Source organism: Allocoleopsis sp., assembly GCF_036703385.1.
Lineage (GTDB): Bacteria > Cyanobacteriota > Cyanobacteriia > Cyanobacteriales > Coleofasciculaceae > Allocoleopsis.
In genome coordinates this window covers 1-2,287 of sequence record NZ_DATNPA010000630.1, presented here as the reverse complement: position 1 = coordinate 2,287, position 2,287 = coordinate 1, and the positions used below count along the sequence as shown (strand labels likewise).

1 protein-coding gene and 1 pseudogene are annotated in these 2,287 nt (G+C 44.2%); both read left to right on the top strand.

What is annotated here, in order from left to right; all coding sequences use genetic code 11:
• The coding region (locus V6C93_RS30015; RefSeq protein ID WP_333480344.1) for an AAA family ATPase at positions 1 to 1,218 on the top strand (1,218 nt) is incomplete at its 5' end.
• A 147-nt stretch (positions 1,219 to 1,365) separates the two neighbouring features.
• A pseudogene (locus V6C93_RS38545) lies at positions 1,366 to 2,287 on the top strand (hypothetical protein); the annotation flags it as partial.

Sequence of the window (2,287 nt, the reverse complement as noted above, 5' to 3'; positions counted from 1 at the left end):
CATAATTGGACTAATCATTCTAAATATTTGATACTTTTGGGGACGCAAGAAGTAGAGTTACCTCCTTCACTTGGAAGTTTAATTTCAGAAGTTTGGAATCCTTTACCAGGCTTTGACAAAATTGTTTCAATGCTTACTGAGTTTCTCCCTCAACTTGGTGGCTTGTCGATTAACCAGGCACTCGTTGAAGAGCTGGCGCTATCTGCGGGGGGACTGACACTTGAGGAAATAAAAAGTGGTTTGCGAATTAGTTCAATGAGAAATGGTGGAGTGGATGCCCATCTTGTCGAGCTGTTGCTGGACTATAAAATTGAGCGATTACGCTCGTTTGACCTTCAGTTTGTTGCTCAACCTAACGTCCCTGACTTTGGTGGTTTAGACCGAATAAAAGCAGGAATTACTGGAGTGAAAAGCGATTATACCAGCGCAGCTCGCTCCTCTGGTCTTCCCCTACCAAAAGGATGGTTGCTGGTAGGTCCACCAGGTACTGGTAAAACCTTTGTCTCTAAGTTTTGTGCCAAAGAGTTGGGATTTCCAATGATTAGCGTTGACACTGGAGCGATTTCAGCAGGGGGAGCATCTTACCTGAAGCGGCTCTTGACCCGTGTGGAAGCAGCAGCACCTGCTGTGGTCTACTTCGATGAATTTGATAAGTTGTTTCCTGGTTCTTCTCAAATTGCTGAAGACGTAAATTCCAGACAGGTTCTGGGGCTACTATTGACTTGGCTGCAAGAGAAAACTAGCAGGACTTTTGTGATTGCCACCCTCAACCGTTTAGATGCGCTGCCGCCAGAATTAACCCGTGTGGGTCGTTTTGATGAAATCTACTATGTAGGCTTTCCCCAAGCGATCGAGCGCAAGGAAATCCTCCATTTGCACTTGGCGCGGTTTGACCTACGCTACCGAGACGGAGCTGACCCTTTAACTGAATCTGAGTGGAGAATTCTCTTGGGTAAGACTCTTAACTGCACTGGCGCAGAGCTTTCCCGGATGGTCGAGAAAGCAGCCAGAAGGCTGTTCCACAGTGGTAAGGAGATTAGAATCAACCTACCTGAATTGCTGCTAGAGCGCGAGGCGATGGTACCGCTTTATGTGCGGGACACCGACCGTATTCTCAAAATTGAGAATTTAGCAAAATACGTAGCCCAGCCATCAGCTAGTCCCGACGCCAGTATGTACGCCCCGCCGCTTACTACCTTTTGGGGTGTAAAACAGTAACCCAAATTTCTAGAATTATCTCTTTGTATGCCTGTAATTTACAAGTTTTTTATGAGACGATTCATCTCAATCAAAAACTGTATAAAATCCCGAAAAAATATCTCAATAATGAGTAAATAAATTTTGGTATATCTGTTATAATAGATCATGGCAACTATCACCTACTGCAAAGGATTACCTACACCAGCCGACGAAATGAACTCTTTAGGTTTCACCAATCTAGAGATGTTTCTGGCTTCGTTTGCTCCAATATTCCATAAAGCAGCGAGCGCGTCAGTTAGCCATCTCTTGTCTTCATCAGTTTTCAATAAGTCAAGTTGGAATACCCACCTTCAGCACACATATCGTATCTCCAAGCGTCATGCCAATGGTGTGATCAGCTTCTCTAAAGGGCTTGTTGATTCGGCGACTGAATGCAGGACGAACCATATCAAAACCTTGACGGGGAAGCTAAAATCGATTGAAAAGTGGATCTATAAGACCACTCGTAGACTAAAAAATGCAGCCAAGTTTTACTCCAAAAAGAATTGGCGCAACAGTAAAACAAGTTGTTGTTTTCCCTTGTCTTGCTCATTGCAGTTTAGGAGTACTAATTGGCGCAATCTACGCTTTCAACTCCACAACAAAAAGCGTAGGCATTATCAGTTAATCAAACAAATAGAACACCTGAAATCTGCCCCTCTCCAAGTCAAGGTTCCTCGTCATCAAATCTTTATTGTTGGTTCTAAAGACGAAACTAAAGGAAATCAAGCTTGTCAGTGGGATGGCAATACTATCAAGTTTCGAGTTCCCAGTTTCCTAGAGTCTAAATTCGGCAAGTATGTTTCTTCAGAAATTGGGAATTTTGACCGAAATATTAATAGACTTCCTGCAACAGGTGCTAAATCGTGGCACTTCTACCGTAAAGATGGGAAGTGGTGCGTTGCCGTACAGTTCACTCCATTGCCTGTAAAACCAGAAAGTCTGCCCCTCAACTATGGATGCATTGGGATTGACATGAATCCCGGTTCCATCGCTTGGGCGTACTGCGACAAAGACGGCAACCTCAAGGCTCATGGTCAAATCCCTC